This window comes from Halomonas cerina, assembly GCF_014192215.1.
Classification (GTDB): Bacteria; Pseudomonadota; Gammaproteobacteria; order Pseudomonadales; family Halomonadaceae; genus Halomonas; species Halomonas cerina.
This window is the reverse complement of record NZ_JACHXP010000006.1, coordinates 56,565-73,081: the sequence shown is the minus strand read 5'-3', so window position 1 is coordinate 73,081 and position 16,517 is coordinate 56,565. Positions and strand designations below refer to the sequence as shown.

At 64.9% G+C, this 16,517-nt stretch carries 14 protein-coding genes; 10 read left to right on the top strand and 4 right to left on the bottom strand.

The genetic code is table 11. The features are described from left to right. Position 1: 1 nt before the first annotated feature. Positions 2-634, bottom strand: a complete 633-nt coding sequence (acuR, locus tag FHR94_RS07625) for an acrylate utilization transcriptional regulator AcuR (protein ID WP_183325044.1) — start codon at positions 632-634, stop codon at positions 2-4. A 224-nt stretch (positions 635-858) separates the two neighbouring features. Here acuR and FHR94_RS07620 point away from each other — a divergent pair, with 224 nt between their 5' ends. Then, positions 859-1,545 (top strand): type 1 glutamine amidotransferase domain-containing protein, encoded by a 687-nt coding sequence (locus tag FHR94_RS07620; RefSeq protein ID WP_183325043.1) that lies wholly within the window; start codon positions 859-861, stop codon positions 1,543-1,545. Positions 1,546-1,557: 12 nt separating this feature from the next. Further along, positions 1,558-2,247: a glutathione binding-like protein gene (locus FHR94_RS07615; RefSeq protein WP_183325042.1), complete on the top strand. Its 690-nt coding sequence runs from the start codon at positions 1,558-1,560 to the stop codon at positions 2,245-2,247. A 49-nt stretch (positions 2,248-2,296) separates the two neighbouring features. Here the strand turns inward: FHR94_RS07615 and FHR94_RS07610 are convergent, their stop codons facing one another. Further along, complete coding sequence (locus FHR94_RS07610; protein WP_183325041.1) at positions 2,297-2,935, bottom strand: transglycosylase SLT domain-containing protein; 639 nt, start codon at positions 2,933-2,935, stop codon at positions 2,297-2,299. A 170-nt stretch (positions 2,936-3,105) separates the two neighbouring features. On the opposite strand from FHR94_RS07610, the gene FHR94_RS07605 reads away from it, so the two are divergent. After that, a complete protein-coding gene (locus tag FHR94_RS07605; RefSeq protein ID WP_183325040.1) occupies positions 3,106-3,864 on the top strand; it encodes a M15 family metallopeptidase in 759 nt (252 codons plus the stop codon). Between the two features lie 108 nt (positions 3,865-3,972). Here the strand turns inward: FHR94_RS07605 and iolB are convergent, their stop codons facing one another. Both iolB and FHR94_RS07595 read right to left on the bottom strand, forming a co-directional pair. Continuing rightward, positions 3,973-4,776, bottom strand: a complete 804-nt coding sequence (iolB, locus tag FHR94_RS07600; protein ID WP_183325039.1) for a 5-deoxy-glucuronate isomerase — start codon at positions 4,774-4,776, stop codon at positions 3,973-3,975. 344 nt (positions 4,777-5,120) lie between these two features. Continuing rightward, a complete protein-coding gene (locus FHR94_RS07595) occupies positions 5,121-5,999 on the bottom strand; it encodes a MurR/RpiR family transcriptional regulator (protein ID WP_183325038.1) in 879 nt (292 codons plus the stop codon). Positions 6,000-6,411: 412 nt separating this feature from the next. On the opposite strand from FHR94_RS07595, the gene FHR94_RS07590 reads away from it, so the two are divergent. The 7 genes from FHR94_RS07590 to FHR94_RS07560 all read left to right on the top strand — a co-directional run bounded on the left by FHR94_RS07590 (position 6,412) and on the right by FHR94_RS07560 (position 15,987). Beyond that, the gene (locus FHR94_RS07590; protein ID WP_183325037.1) at positions 6,412-7,236 is read left to right on the top strand and encodes a TIM barrel protein; all 825 of its coding nucleotides are present in this window, start codon (positions 6,412-6,414) and stop codon (positions 7,234-7,236) included. An 83-nt stretch (positions 7,237-7,319) separates the two neighbouring features. Continuing rightward, positions 7,320-8,222 (top strand): sugar phosphate isomerase/epimerase family protein, encoded by a 903-nt coding sequence (locus FHR94_RS07585; RefSeq protein ID WP_183325036.1) that lies wholly within the window; start codon positions 7,320-7,322, stop codon positions 8,220-8,222. 28 nt (positions 8,223-8,250) lie between these two features. Then, positions 8,251-9,261 (top strand): bifunctional inositol 2-dehydrogenase/D-chiro-inositol 1-dehydrogenase, encoded by a 1,011-nt coding sequence (gene iolG, locus FHR94_RS07580; RefSeq protein ID WP_183325035.1) that lies wholly within the window; start codon positions 8,251-8,253, stop codon positions 9,259-9,261. A gap of 441 nt (positions 9,262-9,702) precedes the next feature. Beyond that, positions 9,703-11,643: a bifunctional 5-dehydro-2-deoxygluconokinase/5-dehydro-2-deoxyphosphogluconate aldolase gene (locus tag FHR94_RS07575; protein ID WP_183325034.1), complete on the top strand. Its 1,941-nt coding sequence runs from the start codon at positions 9,703-9,705 to the stop codon at positions 11,641-11,643. After that, positions 11,640-13,490 carry a 3D-(3,5/4)-trihydroxycyclohexane-1,2-dione acylhydrolase (decyclizing) gene (gene iolD / locus FHR94_RS07570; RefSeq protein WP_183325033.1) on the top strand — a complete coding sequence of 617 codons (1,851 nt, stop codon included), beginning with the start codon at positions 11,640-11,642 and terminating at the stop codon, positions 13,488-13,490. Before FHR94_RS07575 ends, iolD begins: the two co-directional genes overlap by 4 nt. 54 nt (positions 13,491-13,544) lie before the next feature. Continuing rightward, positions 13,545-14,444, top strand: a complete 900-nt coding sequence (iolE, locus tag FHR94_RS07565; protein ID WP_183325032.1) for a myo-inosose-2 dehydratase — start codon at positions 13,545-13,547, stop codon at positions 14,442-14,444. A gap of 40 nt (positions 14,445-14,484) precedes the next feature. Continuing rightward, the gene (locus FHR94_RS07560) at positions 14,485-15,987 is read left to right on the top strand and encodes a CoA-acylating methylmalonate-semialdehyde dehydrogenase (RefSeq protein WP_183325031.1); all 1,503 of its coding nucleotides are present in this window, start codon (positions 14,485-14,487) and stop codon (positions 15,985-15,987) included. Positions 15,988-16,517: the final 530 nt, after the last annotated feature.

Sequence of the window (16,517 nt, the reverse complement as noted above, 5' to 3'; positions counted from 1 at the left end):
CCTAGCGGGGCAGCCCCTCCAGATAGGTCGTGATGAAGGTTTCCAGGGGGCGCGCGCCGCCCTCGAGCCTGGCGCGCATCACGGCCCCCTCCCAGCCGATCCAGAAGGCTTCGGCAAGCCTGTCGCAATCGGCATCTTCGGCCAGCTCGCCGATCGCCTGCGCCTCGTACAGGCAACGGGCCAGGCGCCGCTGCCAATCCGCGAGGGTCGCCCGCAGCCACTCGCAGTATTCCTCCGGCAGGCCGCCGGCCTCTTGGCCCAGGTTGCCCACCAGACAGCCCCGGCGAAAGTCATGACGGGCCATGCCGGCCTTGGCGTCTTCCACGAAGGCCGCGATGCGCGCCAGCGGCGAATGCGATTCATCCAGGAGGTGGCGGTCGAGCTTGCGGGCGAAATAGGCCCCGTAGTGCTCCATCACGGCCCACCCGAAGGCTTCCTTGCTGTCGAAATAATAGTAGAAGGAGCCCTTGGGTACTCCGACGCGCCTGAGGATGCCGTCGATGCCGGAGACGGCGAAGCCCTGCTCGGTCAGCACCTCGACACCGCTGCGGATCAGGGCCGCGCGGGTATCGGGGTCGTCACGGGGCACCTTGGGCGGGCGGCCGCGACGCGGTTTGGAAGTCGCTTGGGTCATGCCCCAAATATAGACCACTCGTCTATAAAATCAAGACCATCGATGAGTGGCCCGTCGCCCTGCCTCGCGATGCATTGCCTGAACGCCAGCTATCGACCATCCTCGAGGCTCGAACCGTCAGGGTCGTCTAGCATGGAGAACAGGCGACGAATCGAGACAGCACGAGCGCTGACCCCTATCACACGCCTCGCCCGGCGCGAAGGCTCCCCAGGAGGATGCCCATCTTGAACAAGCACGTCCTGATCGTTCTGACCTCGCATGACCGTCTCGGCGACACCGGCGAGAAGACCGGCTTCTGGCTGGAGGAGTTCGCCGCCCCCTACTACGCCCTCAAGGAGGCCGGTGCCACGATCACCTTGGCCTCCCCCAAGGGTGGCCAGCCGCCCTTGGACCCTAAAAGCGACGCCGAGGACAGCCAGACCGAGGCGACGCGGCGTTTCAAGCAGGACCCGGAGGCCCAGGCCCAGCTCGCCGCCACCCATCGACTGGCCGACATGCAGGCCGACGACTTCGATGCAGTCTTCTACCCCGGCGGTCACGGCCCCCTCTGGGACCTGGTCGACGACCCGGACTCGATCCGCCTGATCGAGGCCTTCTGGGCCCAGGGCAAGCCGGTTTCGGCGGTCTGCCATGCGCCCATCGTGCTGGTGAATGCCAAGGACGCCTCGGGCAACCCCATCGTCGAGGGACGCGAGGTCACCGGCTTCACCAACGGCGAGGAAGCGGCGGTCGGCCTGACCGATATCGTCCCCCAGCGGGTGGAAGACGCCCTGATCGCCTGTGGCGGCAGGTATTCCAAGGCCGAGGACTTCGCTCCCTACACGCGTCAGGACGGGCGCCTGCTCACCGGGCAGAACCCGCCCTCCTCCGAGCCCGTCGCGCAGCGACTCATCGAGATGCTGCAAGCGTAACCAGGAGGCCACATGATCGATCTCTACTACTGGACCACGCCCAACGGCCACAAGGTCACGATGTTTCTCGAGGAGGCCGGGCTCGACTATCGCATCAAGCCGATCAACATCGGCAAGGGCGACCAGTTCGACGAGGATTTCTTGGCCATCGCCCCCAACAACCGCATCCCGGCCATCGTCGACCACGACCCGGAGGATGGCGGTGAGCCGCTATCACTCTTCGAGTCCGGGGCGATACTGGAATACCTGGCCGACAAGAGCGGCCGCTTCCTGCCGAAGGACCTGCGGGGACGCACCAAGACCTTGCAGTGGCTGCACTGGCAGATGGGCGGGCTTGGCCCCATGGCCGGCCAGAACCATCACTTCACCCAGTACGCGCCGGAGACGGTGGAATACGCCATCAGCCGCTACGTCAACGAAACCGCACGGCTCTACGGCGTGCTCGACACCCGCTTGGCCCGGCGGGACTACATCGCCGGCGCCGACTACTCCATCGCCGACATGGCGGTGTATCCGTGGATCGTGCCCCACGAGAAGCAGCGCCAGGACCTGAACGACTTCCCCCACCTCAAGGCCTGGTTCGAGCGCATCGGGCAGCGGCCGGGAACGCAGCGCGCCTATGCGCTGACTCGGGAGGTCAACCCCGACGCCGGCAAGCCACTGGATGAGGAGGCCCGCCGCCATATGTTCGGGCAGCGCTAGTCCGCCGCCAGCGGGCAGACACAAGGCCCCGAGCGCCTCCCGCGCTCGGCTAGCCCCGGCAGAACGGCCAGACCTGATAGAAGCGGTCGCAGCGGAACTCGGCCTCGCAGGCGGCCAGCTGAGAGCGATAGCGCGCGGCGGTCGCAGCGACCTGCCGGGCGGCCCGGCGCACCCCGGGCTTGCGGTGGTAGGAGCCTCGGCGATAGCCGCCCTGGCCCTCGTGGTAGGCCAGGTAGAGGTGCTCGGGATTATACAGCGACACTCCCGCCATACGGTGAGTGCGCGCGTTGTACCAGCCGATGAAGTCGGTGGCATCCTCCATGTCGCTGCGGCTGGCGAACCAGCCGGCCGCCTCTGCCTTATACTCCCCCCACACCGGGTCCTGTGCCTGGGCGTAGCCGAAGGCCGACGACGGCCGGGTCCAGGGAATGAAGCCGAGCAGGCGTTGCCGAGGGGGCTTCACATGGCTGCGAAAGGACGACTCGCGCGCGATGAAAGCCATCTGCGTCGAGATCGGCGTGCCCCACTTCTGCTGCGCATCCCGGGCGGCGTCGTACCAGTCCGGTTGCTCACGGAAGATCTCGCACAGGTTCGCCTGGTTCTGGGGCGGCGCCGGCGCGAACACGGCACAGCCCGTCAGGCCGAGGACCATCCCCACCAGGCTCAAGCCCCGTAACCATCCCGTCATGCCACTCCTGCCCCGCGAGGCACCTCGACTCGCCACCACCCGCTGTCTCCCTTCGTTGGCCCGGCCGCCTATCAACCGGGCTACCGGCGAGCCTATCATCGAATCGGGCGCGACGCGGCCCTCGACGATATCGACGCTGCCCCCCTTCTCACGCCCCATCGGAGGATGCCATGCCGGTCCCCATACCCGAGTCCCTCCCCTCCGCCATTGCCCCGCATCCGGAGCCTGACTGGTCGGTGGTCAGCCGCCTCCCGATCGCGGGAAGCGACGAGCCGCTGGTGCCGCTGAGCCTGGCTCCCGCGCCGCTGCGGATCTTCCCGGTCTACGCCAAGCAGGGCCTGCCGGGGGCGATCGACGAGTGCTACGTGCGCGAGGGGGTCTATCGTCGCCTGCTGAGGGTGGCCCGCGCCCTGCCGACGGACTACGGACTGGTCGTTCTGGACGGCTGGCGCCCCTGGCGGGTGCAGCAGTACCTCTTCGAGACCCTCCATGAGGCGCTCCGCGCCCACCACCCCGAGCTTTCCGAGGAGGCGCTGCTGGAGAGGACCCGGGAGTTCGTTGCCGTGCCCAGCCGAGATGCCCGGGCGCCCAGCCCACACCTCACCGGCGGCGCGGTGGACGTGACCCTGAGCGATGCCGATGGCCTGCCCCTGGACATGGGGACGCTGTTCGACGAGGCCGTGCCGGCCTCGCACACGGCGGCCCTGGAAGCGATCGCACGGCCGACATCCCGCGAGCGGCAGGCCCGGGACAATCGACGCCGGCTATATGGCGCCATGCTCGAGCAGGGCTTCACCAACCTGCCCAGCGAGTGGTGGCACTTTGATGCGGGTGACCAGCTATGGGCCCACTACGGCGGCCACCAACAGGCCGTATACGGTCCCGCGGAGCTGGAGACCGTCGAGAGTCGCTGGCGGCGCCAGCTGTGAGCGCAGGCATCAACGCCCCTGGAACAAAAAACCCCCGCATCGGCGGGGGAAGAGACATCCACTCGACTCCTGGGTGGAGAGACGAAAGGCCCAGGCGGTGGGGTCACGTCACGGCTTGACGATCCAGGCGTGCGCCGGGTCATTCTGGAACTTCCATTCACGCTTGGGCCCGGCCATCACGTTAAGATAATAAAGCTCATAGCCATGCGGCACGCCGGCCGGATGGTAGCCGCGCGGCACCATCACACAGCAGCCGTCCTCCACGGTCATGGTCTCATCCAGCGAGCGGTCGTCCGTGTAGACCCGCTGGAAGGCGAAGCCCTGAGAGGGATTCAGCCGATGATAATAGGTCTCCTCGAGGATCGATTCCTCGGGCAGATTATCCACGTCGTGCTTGTGCGGTGGATAGCTCGACCAGTTGCCCGCCGGGGTATAGACCTCGACCACCAGCAGGCTGTCGGCCGGTTCGGAGTCCGGCAGGATATCCTGGATATGCCGCGTGTTGCTGCCGGTGCCACGGGTGCTGCGCTTGATCTGGTCGGGGGTGATCAGGCGCGCCGCATGGTTGCCATGGCCCGGTGCGCTGCAGACCGCCAGTTCCATGTCGGTGGTCGCCTCGACGCTGAAGCTCACCCCGTCGGGCAGATAGACGGCATAGGGTGGCACCTTCTCGAAGATGTCCATGCGCTCACCGATGTCTTCCCAGCGGTTGTCACCACTGGCCACGGTCGCGCGACCGGACAGGATCACCAGGCAATGTTCACGTTCGCCGGTGTTACCTTCGATCTGCTGGCCCTTGGCGAGCTTGTGCACCCGAAAACCGACGTAATCCCAGCCGGCGGACTCCGGCGTGACCTCGAGTACCTTGCCTTGCTCATCAGGTTGCTGGGGGCGTACCAGTAGCGATGTCATCGTGGCCCTCCTTAAACAGTATCAGTCGTCATTCGTTGATGGTTCGGTGCGAACCGGTGATTCAATGAACGTCATCCTGGCATGCCCTTCACGCCGCGAGCGCTCGACAGCCCCGGCCAGGTGCAGGCGCTCCGGATCGTCATGAGCATCGCCAAACAGGGGAAGCTAATAAGCAGTCTAGGCCAAATGGAATAAGAATTCCAATAATACAAAAGTATAGAATTTTGAATTCTAATAACAGAATAATGGAATTAATGTTCCATTAAGGGGGTCAAAAAAACCCCGCCAAGGCGGGGAGGAGAAACGTCAGAACGCGAGCCTGACGTGACGAGTCATGCCGAGGCTCAAGCGCGATCAGAGTCCATGTCGCCCTTGGCGCTGCCGCGAGAGGCGCGATCTCGGGCCCGGTCCTGGCGAACCCCCAGCGCGATGGCCAGGGTCTGGGTCAGGCACAGCGAGGACGTCAGGCCACGAAAGCTTTTCACTTCGGCCTCGTGGACCACCAGCGAGACGTCGGCCTGACGGGCCAGCGGGCTCAGGTTGGAGTCGGTAATCACCACCAGCGGAATGCCGCGCTTGCTGGCCTCGTCCGCCACATCGCGCGATTCCTGCGCATAAGGTGAGAAGCTCACCACCAACAGGGCATCACGGGAACCGATGGCCCGCACCTGTTCGCCGTACATCCCCCCCAGACCATTGACCAGGAAGGTGCGCTTGTCGATATGGTGCAGCGCATAGGTCATGTAGCTGGCGACCACGAAACTGCGTCGGGCCCCCATCACATGGATGGCGTGAGCCTGCTCGAAGATGTCCAGAACGCGCTCCAGGCTACGCGGGTCGATACGGCTCGGCAGCTGGTCGAGTACCTCTCGGTTGGCTTCAGCGAACTCCCACAACAGCTGTGTGCTGTCGGGCGTCTCGCCGGTCGCCGTGCGCACCGCGTGAATGCGCTCGTTGTAGTTGGGCAGTTCGTCGACCAGGCGTGCCCGGAACAGCTGCTGCATCTCGGAGAAGCCGGAGAAGCCGAAACTGTTGGCGAAACGGATCAGCGTCGAGGGCGTCACGCCGGCCTGCTCGGCCAGTTTGGCCACGGTGGCGAAGGCCACCTCCTGGGGATGGTCTAGAAGAAAACGGGCCGTCTGCTGAAGACGACGGCTCAGCGACGGGTAGTCGGCCGTGATGCGCTCTTCCAGCGTGGAGAAATCCTGGGGGGTCTGACTCATGGTATCCGCCTCGCGGTCTGGCTTTTCGGCCATTCGGCTCAATCTACGGTCTGCGTCAAGACCTAGCATAGCCTAAAAAGAATAAAAATTCTATTTAAACGTTAGTATAGAACAGCCCCTGCTGGCCACCACGCTGCGTATCTGCTCAATGTGGACCCGGTTCGCAACCTGCTGCTTTGGTCGAAGAGCTGTGCTGCAAGGGGAGCGGCATTTTCCTCATAACACCTTGATACGTCACGAATAGTCGAGCGAACCGCAAAACAAATATAAAGCGATGGCATATTCTGTTTGTTGATCGAATAGAATGTTTATTCTAGTCTTCCAGCAATTGCATCAGCTCTACCGCTGGCAATGGGATGAGAAAGCCCCGCAAGCCCGAACAATGACGATACCGCAATGACTGGAGACCGCCATGGCTCAGCACGCCTTGAAGTTTGCCCTCAACCATATGGTCTGCCCGCGCTGGACCCCTGAACAGCTGATCGAGACCGCTGCCGAGATGGGAGTCGGTGCCGTGGAGCTGCGCAATGATGTGGGCGAGAACAGCATCCTGAACCTCGACGCCGCACGTGCCGCCGGGCGTCGGGCGCAGGAGCTGGGCATCGAGGTACTCAGCATCAATGCCCTCTACCCTTTCAACATCTGGAACGCCGAGCGTGCCGACAAGGCCGAGCAGCTGGCACAGCTGGTCGATGCGGCGGGGGGACGCGGCCTGGTCCTTTGCCCTCTCGTGGATGCCGATTACACCGCTAGCGAGGCAGACAAGCGCGCCGGTCTCGAGCAGGCCCTGACCGAGCTGGATGCCATCCTGGGGCGCTATGACCTGCAAGGCTTCGTCGAGCCACTCGGCTTCCCGATCTCGTCGCTGCGCACCAAGGCGAAGGCAGTGGACGCCATCCGCTCGCTGGGCCTGGAGTCTCGCTTCGGCCTGGTGCACGACACCTTCCATCACCAAGGCGCCGGCGAGCGCGAGTTCTTCGCCGATCTGACGGGACTGGTGCATATCTCCGGTCTCGAGGACTCGGCCATCGGTTTCGAAGAGATGCTCGACGAGCACCGCCTGCTGGTCGGCGAGCGCGATCGCCTGGACAACGTCGGGCAGTTGCGCCGCCTGCTGGCAGACGGCTACGACGGTTATGTCTCCTTCGAGCCCTTCGCGGCGGAGGTGCATGGTCTCGAGGATCCCGTTGCCGCCCTGCGCGCCAGCATGGTGCTTGTCCGCGACGGGCTGGCCTGATACCGGAGCGGCCGCTTGAGGCCAAGCGCCAGCGTGAAACACCTCCGAAAGACACACCCTCGCCACACGCATGAGGACATCCAATGAAAATCGCCCTCGACCCATTCATGCATCGTCATGTACCTCTCGATGACCTGCCGCGGCTCGCCGCCGATCTGGGCTACGAGTACATCGAGCTGTCACCGCGCGCCGACTTTCTCGATTGGTTCGTGCATCCGCGGGTCTATCCGGAGCGCCTGCAGTCCTTCAAGAAATCGCTCAAGGACCACGGTGTTCAGCTCTCCTCGCTGCTGCCCATGTATCGCTGGGCGAGTCCCCATGAGGAAGAGCGTCAGGCCGCGGTGAAGTACTGGAAGAAGGCCATCGAGATCGCCGTGGAGCTGGGTGTCGACACCATGAACTCCGAGTTGGGACGCGGCCCTCACCCCGAACGTGGCAGCTGCTCCAGCTGCTGCCAGGGTGGGGCGACCACCGAGTCCAGCGAGGCCTCCTGGTGGCGCTCCATGGAGGAACTGGTGCCGATCTTCGAGCGTGAGGGCATCCAGCTCAATATCGAGCCGCACCCGGACGACTTCGTCGAGACGCTGCATCCGGCCGTGGACATGATCCGCACCGTCAACTCCGACAACGTCAAGTTCCTCTACTGTGCACCCCACACCTTCCATTTCGGCGACGACATGGAACAGATGATCCGCGACTGCGCCCCGGTGCTGGCCCATGTCCACGTGGCCGACACCTTCAATCACAAGGCGTCCTCGGGGCTGCGCTACATCATCAACCCGCCGGGCTCCACGGCTCGCGTCCACCAGCACCTCAATATCGGCGAAGGTGAGGTGGACTGGGACCTGTTCTTCAAGACCCTGGCCGACGTCGGTTTCGACGGCATCATGACCGCCTGCGTCTTCGCCTGGGAAGAGAAGGCCGAGGACTCCTCGCGCTTCATGCGCAACGAGATCCAGCGTTACGTCGACAAATACTGGAAATAAGTACTGGAAATAACCCGGAGAGCACAACATGACCGTCAGAATTGGTGTTATCGGTACCGGCATGATCGGCGAGGAGCATTCTCGGCGCATCACCCAGCAACTTACCGGCGGCGAGATCGTCGCGGTTAGCGACGTCAATGTCGAGCAAGCCAGTACCGTCGTCGACCGGCTGAAGCTCGACGCCAAGGTCTATGAAAGCGGCCTGGAGCTGATCAAGGCCGATAATGTGGATGCCGTGCTGGTCACCTCCTGGGGACCGACCCATGAAGAGTACGTGCTGGCCGCCATCGCCGCCGGCAAGTCCGTGTTCTGCGAGAAGCCGCTGGCCACCACCGCCGAAGGCTGCCGCCACATCATCGATGCCGAGATCGAGGCCGGCAGACGCCTGGTCCAGGTCGGCTTCATGCGCCGCTTCGACAGCGGTTACAAGCTGATGAAGGAGGCCATCGATACCAACCGCCTGGGCGAGCCGCTGATGGTCCACGCGGCCCACCGCAACCCCGAGGTGCCGGAGCGCTATGTCACGCCGATGGCCATCCACGATACCCTGATCCATGAACTGGATACCTTCCGCTGGCTGCTCGACGACGACTACGCCAGCGCCCAGGTGATCTTCCCGCGCAAGACGCGTCACGCCCATAGCAAGGTGGAAGACCCGCAGATGATTCTGCTGGAGACCACCCAGGGCGTGCGCATCGACGTCGAGGTGTTCGTCAACTGCCAGTACGGCTACGACATCCAGTGCGACGTGGTCGGCGAGGACGGCATCGCTCGCCTGCCCGAGCCGCAGAGCCTGATCTTCCGCCAGGCCGGCCAGCGTTATAACGAGATCCTCCAGGACTGGAAGAAGCGCTTCGGCGAGGCCTTCGACGTCGAACTGCAGGCCTTCATCGACGGTGCAGCCGCAGGCGAGATCTGCGGACCTTCGTCCTGGGACGGCTATGCCGCCGCCATCGCCAGCGACGCCTGCGTCAAGGCCCAGGAGAGCGGGCAGATCGAGGCGATCGAGATGCCCGAGCGACCGGCCTTCTATGGCTGAGGCACCATCATGATCTCCACCTACTGAAGACTTGCCCTGGAGGCCGCCTTTGATGCCGGCGCCAGGGCATTTTTCATGGTGGGGCCGCCTGCCCCGCCTGCGATCGGCCAAGTGGCCGTGTCATCGCCACCATGGAACGTACATTCCGCTGCTTCTAGGAATGGCGTCGTGCCCTGGGGATGCCGTAGTGGCTCTCGGCACGCCTCCTGCCGCGCAGGAGCCCCAAAGCTAGGACGTGGTGGGAGTTGTCATGCCTTCGCCAAGGATGCTGATGAACCAGGAACCGTTATTCCAACTATCGTATTATTGGAATTTATATTCCATATCTTCTAGTATTGGAATGACAGCAGACGTACCACGGACCCATGGCCGACAGAGCCCATCGACCGACCCGCAGGAACCAAGGCGCTCGCGTTTCGGCCTCACGCAGGATTTGACTCTATGAACAATGCCAAGCCCCTGGATTTGATCTGTCTCGGCCGCGTCGCCGTCGACCTCTACGCGGAGCAGATCGGCAGTCGCCTGGAAGACGTCGCGAGCTTCGCCAAGTACCTGGGTGGCAGCTCCGGCAACATGGCCTACGGCACCGCCCGCCTAGGCCTGAAATCGGCCATGCTGTCACGGGTCGGCAACGAGCAGATGGGCAACTTCGTGCGCGAGGAACTCGAGCGCGCCGGCGTCGATACCAGCGCCCTGCAGACCGATCCCGAGCGTCATACCGGCCTGGTGCTGCTGGCGCTAAAGGATCGCGACAGCTTCCCGCTGCTGTTCTATCGCCGCGACTGCGCCGACATGGCCATCGACGCCGAGAGCATTGACCCGACCTTCATCGCCCGCGCCAAGGCGCTGGCCATCACCGGCACCCACCTGTCCACCGACACCACCGCCCGCGCCTGTCGCAAGGCGCTCGACGCCGCCGTCGAGCATGGCGTCAAGCGCGTGCTGGACATCGACTACCGCCCGGTGCTGTGGGGCCTGACCACCCCCGGCGACGGCGAGACCCGCTTCATCGCCGACGACAAGGTGACCGACGACCTGAAGGCCTGGCTTGCCGACTTCGACCTGGTCGTCGGCACCGAAGAAGAGTTCCATATTGCCGGCGGCAGCACCGACACCCTGGCATCGCTACGTGCAGTGCGTGAGGTCAGCGACGCCACCCTGGTGTGCAAGCTGGGCGCCTTGGGCTGCGTGGTCTTCGAGGGCGAGATCCCCGCGCGCCTCGAGGACGGCATCCTGGTGGAAGGCGTCAAGGTCGAAGTGCTCAACGTGCTGGGTGCCGGCGACGCCTTCATGAGCGGTCTTCTCAGGGGATGGTTACGTGACGAAGACTGGGAGACCAGTGCGAGCTACGCCAATGCCTGTGGCGCCCTGGTGGTCTCGCGCCACGGCTGCGCCCCGGCCATGCCCACCGAGGAGGAGCTGTTCGACTACCTGGGCCGTCGCGCTACCTTGCCGCGTCCCGACCAAGATGTGCGCCTCAACCACCTGCACCGGGTGACCACCCGCACCCCCAGGGAATGGCCCCGGGTCTGCGGCCTGGCCTTCGATCATCGCCGCCAGCTCACCGACATGGCCCGCGACGTCAAGGCCAACCCGGCGCGCATCCCGGCCCTCAAGCAGCTGCTGGTCCAGGCCGCCGAGGAAGGTGCGCGCCGCACCGGGCTCACCAAGCCGGCGATCCTGGTCGACGACGTCTTCGGCCAGGATGCGCTGAACGACGCCACCGGCAAGGGCTGGTGGATCGGTCGCCCGGTGGAGCTACCGAGCTCCCGGCCACTGCGCTTCCAGCACGGCGACGACCTGGGCAGCCACCTGCGTCAGTGGCCGCGCGAGCACATCATCAAGTGCCTGGTGTTCTATCACCCGGACGACCCGGCCGCGCTGCGCGCCGACCAGGAGGCTCACCTGCGCCAGCTCTACCAGGCAGCCTGCGCCAACGGCCTGGAGCTACTGATCGAGGTGATTCCGCCCAATCACCAGGACGTCGATGACCACACCCTGGCGCGCGCCGTGCAACGGCTCTACAACCTGGGCATCCGCCCCGACTGGTGGAAGCTGCCGACGATGCCGGATGCCGCCTGGGACGAGGTGAGCCGCGCGATCGAGAAGCAGGATCCGCATTGCCGCGGCGTGGTACTGCTGGGCCTGGACGCCCCCATGGATGACATGAAACGCGGCTTCGGCGCCGCCGCCCGCAATGGCCAGTGCAAGGGCTTCACCGTGGGGCGCACCCTGTTCGCCGGCCCCAGCCGCGAATGGCTCGCCGGCGACATCGATGATGCCCAGCTGGTCGACAAGGTCGCGGCTAACTACGCCGAACTGATCGAGGAATGGCAGCGGCTGCGCGCAGCCCAGCCCACCACCGAGGAATCTGTGTCATGAACACCATCCGACTCACCATGGCCCAGGCCGTCGTCCGCTACATGATGGCCCAGAAGGTCGACATCGACGGCGAGATCAAGCCGCTGTTTCCCGGGGTCTGGGCGATCTTCGGCCACGGCAATGTCGCCGGGCTCGGCGAGGCGCTCTACCAGGCACGCGACGCGCTGCCCACCTACCGCGCGCACAACGAGCAGGGCATGGCGCATGCCGCCATCGCCTATACCAAGACGCTCAACCGTCAGCAGGTCATGGCCTGTACCGCCTCGGCCGGTCCCGGCTCCACCAACATGGTCACCGCCGCTGCCGTGGCCCATGTCAACCGCCTGCCGGTGCTGTTGCTGCCGGGGGATACCTTCGCCACCCGCCTGCCGGACCCGGTGCTGCAGCAGGTCGAGAACTACCACGACCATACCCTGACCTCCAACGACTGCTTCAAGCCGGTCAGCCGCTTCTTCGATCGCATCACCCGACCCGAGCAGTTGCTGACCTCGCTGCCGCAGGCGGTGCGCGTGCTCACCGACCCGGTGGAGTGCGGTCCGGTCACCCTGGCATTGCCCCAGGACGTGCAGACCTTCGCCTTCGACTATCCCGAGCACTTCTTCGCCGAGAAGGTCCACCGCCTGCGTCGCCAGGCCGCCGACCGGCGAGAACTGGAAGACGCCATCGCCCTGATCCGCCAGGCGAAGCAGCCGCTGGTGATCGCCGGAGGCGGGGTGCATTACTCCGGCGCCCTGGCCGAGCTCGACGATTTCGTCTCCACCTACCACCTGCCGGTGGGCGAGACCCAGGCCGGCAAGGGGGGGCTGCCGTGGGATCACGCCCAGAACCTGGGCACCATGGGGGTCACCGGCGCGGCCTCCGCCAACGCCCTGGCCGCCGAGGCCGACCTGATCATCGCCGTGGGCACCCGGCTGGGCGATTTCGCCTCGGGCTCTCGGGCGATGATCAACCCCGAGGCCAAGCTGCTATGCGTGAATGTGGCCTCCTTCGACGCGGTCAAGCACAAGGGCCAGGCGCTGGTCGGCGACGCCCGGCTGACGCTACCGGAACTGGCCGCGGGCCTCGGCGACTGGCAGCCCTCAGGCGGCTGGGTCGAGCAGGTGGCCGAGCTGCGTGCCGACTGGAACCAGACCGTCGATCGGGTCACCGCCGATCGCGGTACCGACCTGCCCTGCGATGCCGAGGTCGTGGGCGCCGTCAACCGCGCCGCCGGCGAACGCGACATCGTGGTGTGCGCCGCCGGCGGCCTGCCCGGCGAGTTGCAGAAGCTGTGGCGCACCCGTTTCCATCGTGGCTACCACATGGAGTACGGCTACTCCTGCATGGGCTACGAGCTGGCCGGCGGCCTGGGCGCCAAGATGGCGCTGCCCGACTCCGAAGTCTTCGTGATGGTCGGCGACGGCTCCTACCTGATGCTCAACTCCGAGATCGCCACCTCGGTGATGCTGGGCCACAAGATCGTCGCCGTGGTGCTCGACAACCGCGGCTATGGCTGTATCCACCGCCTGCAGCAGTTCTGCGGTGGCCCGGGCTTCAACAACCTGCTCGACGACTGCCTGACCGTGGAAGGCGGCGCCCCCAAGACCGATTTCGCCGCTCATGCCGCCGCGCTCGGCGCCAAGGCCGAGAAGGTGGGCAATATTCGCGAGCTGGAAGCGGCCCTGGAGCGCGCCAAGGCCTCCGATGTGAGCTACGTGATCGCCATCGACACCGACCCGCTGGCCGATACCCAGGACGGTGGCGCCTGGTGGGACGTGGCGGTGCCCGAGGTCTCTGCGCGCGCCGAGGTCAATGAGGCCCGAAGCCGCTACGAGGCCTACAAGGCACGCCAGTGGCAGAACATGTAACGCCATTCACCATCACGAATCCACGACCACAAGACTTGCACTCAGGAGTACGTCATGAGCGTTAGACTGGGCATCAACCCCCTCACCTGGACCAACGACGACATGCCGTCGCTGGGCGGTGATACCCCGCTGGAAACCTGTCTCTCCGAGGGCCGAGAGGCCGGCTTTTCCGGCTTCGAGCTGGGCCACAAGTTCCCCCGCGATCCCGAGGTGCTGGGTCCGATCCTCGACAAGCACGACCTGTCGCTGGTCTCCGGCTGGTACAGCAGCGAGCTTTTGACCCGCAGCGCCGAGGAGGAAATCGAGGCGATCAAGCCGCACCTGCACCTGCTCAAGTCGCTGGGTGCCAAGGCGATGGTGTTCTGCGAGGTCACCCATTGCGTGCACGGTCAGCGCGATGTGCCGCTCTCCCACTCGCCGACCATGAGCGAGGAAGAGTGGCAGACCTTGATCCCGCGCCTCAACCAGGTGGCCGACTACTGCCTCGAGCAGGGCGTGCAGATCGCCTACCACCACCACCTGGGCACGGTGATCGAGACCGAGGAAGAGATCGCGCGATTGATGGCCGAGACTCGGCCTTCCGTCGGCCTGCTGCTCGATTCCGGCCACCTAGTGGGTGCGGGTGGCGACCCCGTCGCCGCCCAGAAGCGCTACGCCAAACGCATCGTGCATGTGCATTGCAAGGACATCCGCCAGGAAGTGCTGCAGGACGCCCGCAACCGTGACCTGAGCTTCCTGGACGGTGTGCTCAACGGCATGTTCACCGTGCCGGGCGATGGCTTCATCGACTACGTCACGCTCTTCAAGGGGCTCAATGAGAGCGGTTATGCAGGCTGGATAGTCGTCGAGGCCGAACAGGACCCCGCCGTGGCGCATCCGCTGACCTATGCCCGGCTGGGCTGCGACAACCTCAAGCGCTTCTGTGCCGAGGCCGGCCTGAGCGTCACCCCCTAACAGACCATCGAGAGCCCCGACAACCAAGAGGTAATCTGACATGAGCATTCTGGGCAACTACATCCACGGCCAGCCCGTGGCCAGCCAGAGCGGACGCACCGCCCCGGTCTACAACCCGGCCACCGGAGAAGAGAGCCTTCAGGTGGCACTGTCTTCCGCCGACGAGACCCGCGAGGCGGTGCGCGTGGCCGATGAGGCCTTCGCTTCCTGGTCGAAGGTCACGCCGCTGAAGCGTGCCCGCATCCTGTTCAAGTTCAAAGAGCTGCTCGAGGCCCACGCCGACGAGCTGGCGCGGCTGATCTCCCGCGAGCATGGCAAGGTGTTCTCCGACGCGAAAGGGGAAGTGACCCGCGGTCTGGAGGTCGCCGAGTTCGCCTGCGGTGTTCCTCACCTGCAGAAAGGCGAGCACTCCTCGAACGTCGGCACCGGCGTCGATAGCTACACCCTGATGCAGCCGCTGGGGGTGTGCGCCGGCATCTCGCCGTTCAACTTCCCGGCCATGGTGCCGATGTGGATGTTCCCCATCGCCCTGGCCTGCGGCAATACCTTCATCATGAAGCCGTCCGAGAAGGATCCCTCCACGCCGATGCGCCTGGCCGAACTGCTCAAGGAAGCCGGCCTGCCCGACGGCGTGTTCAACGTGGTCAATGGCGACAAGGAAGCGGTGGACGTGCTGCTCACCGACGAGCGCGTTCAGGCAGTCAGCTTCGTCGGCTCCACCCCCATCGCCGAGTACATCTACGCCACCGGTTCGGCGCACGGCAAGCGCGTCCAGGCCCTGGGCGGGGCCAAGAACCATATGGTGATCATGCCCGATGCCGACCTCGACCAGGCCGTCGGCGCGCTGATGGGCGCCGCCTACGGCAGCGCCGGCGAGCGCTGCATGGCGATCTCCGTGGCCGTGCCGGTGGGTGAGGAGACCGCGAACCGCCTGCGCGACAAGCTCGTCGAAGAGCTCGACAAGCTGAGCATCGGTCCGGGCATCGTCGACGGACCGGACCACGACATGGGCCCGCTGGTCACCCGTGAGCACCTGGAGAAGGTCAAGGGCTACGTCCAGGCCGGTGTCGACGAGGGCGCCGAGCTGGTGGTCGACGGCCGCGAGGCCGTGATCGAGGGCGCCGGCGACGGCTTCTTCCTGGGTGGGTCGCTGTTCGACCACGTTACACCGGGCATGTGCATCCACCGCGAGGAGATCTTCGGCCCGGTGCTGGCCATCGCCCGCGCCGCGAGCTTCGACGAGGCCGTCAGGATGGTCAACGACCACGAGTATGGCAACGGCACCGCCATCTTCACCCGCGACGGCGACGCCGCCCGCCAGTACTGCGAGCAGATCCAGGTGGGCATGGTCGGGGTCAACGTGCCGATCCCGGTACCGATGGCCTTCCACAGCTTCGGCGGCTGGAAGCGCTCGCTGTTCGGCCCGCTGCACATGCACGGCCCCGACGGCGTGCGCTTCTATACCCGCATGAAGACCATCTCCCAGCGCTGGCCGAGCGGCATTCGTGAGGAGACCAATCACTTCACCATGCCGACGCACTGATCTCGCACAACGCAGATCACGCGACAGTGAACGCCGGAGCCCCTAAGGCTCCGGCATTTTTTTATGGGAGTGCCAGGCATGGCGCGCAGCGCCTGACGGGGCTGATTCCAAGGATGATGTTTCGGAAGGACGTGGGAAAGGGTCCCCGACACGCACTCACTTCCTGTCCCGTCTGACGCGTGCACGGTCTGAATCTAGGCCTTAGCCTTTGGTCGCAGACTTGGCGTATGGAAATCGATAACTGACTGTTCATGAAGAAGTTATCTTGCTATGACCAAAGTATCATAAAGTTGACTGCTAACAGTAGTGGAAGCTTTCATGGGTGCCGAGGGTCAGCTCAAACCTCATCAACGCCACAAGATGCCTACACGGGTTTTACAAAATCCTGACTGTCTCATGCACAGCCCTGTTGACAAGAAGCTACAGGGGGATTGCGAAAAAGAGCTGTATGCTGAAGTGAGCGGTGCAGCAAGGCCGCCAGCAGCAGGAACCCACCGAAGCGACTCAACGGCAGACCATGTCTGCCGTTG